General features: G+C 58.8%; 2 rRNA genes. Both read left to right on the top strand.

From position 1 onward, the window contains the following. Window positions 1–131: ribosomal RNA gene (locus tag AB2U09_RS00045) — 23S ribosomal RNA — on the top strand; the annotation flags it as partial. A 114-nt stretch (window positions 132–245) separates the two neighbouring features. Then, window positions 246–359: ribosomal RNA gene (gene rrf / locus AB2U09_RS00040) — 5S ribosomal RNA — on the top strand; the annotation flags it as partial.

The raw sequence follows: 359 nt of genomic DNA, 5'->3' as shown, positions 1-359 counted from the left end.
CGGAAACCCACCTGGAAAAGAGATACCGCCGAGGTCGCTCGTAGAAGACGAGTTCGATAGACTCGGGGTGTACGCACCGAGGCAACGAGGTGTTCAGCCCGCGAGCACTAACTGACCGAGCCACCAATCATTACCGCATTGCGACTCGTTGAACGAGTCCAGGCGCAATCTGGATCGCACATACACACAGTCTTAGAGACCAACCGATCGCAGGCCTCGCGCGGTTCGATTCCGCGGATCGGCGTTAGGGCGGCCATAGCGGCGGGGTTTACACCCGTACCCATCCCGAACACGGAAGTTAAGCCCGCCTGCGTTTCGGCGAGTACTGGAGTACGAGAGTCTCTGGGAAACCTGATTCG

It is taken from the genome of Halosimplex yunnanense (assembly GCF_054504345.1).
The sequence above is the reverse complement of the archived record's forward strand: the minus strand, read 5'-3'. Positions and strand labels throughout refer to the sequence as shown.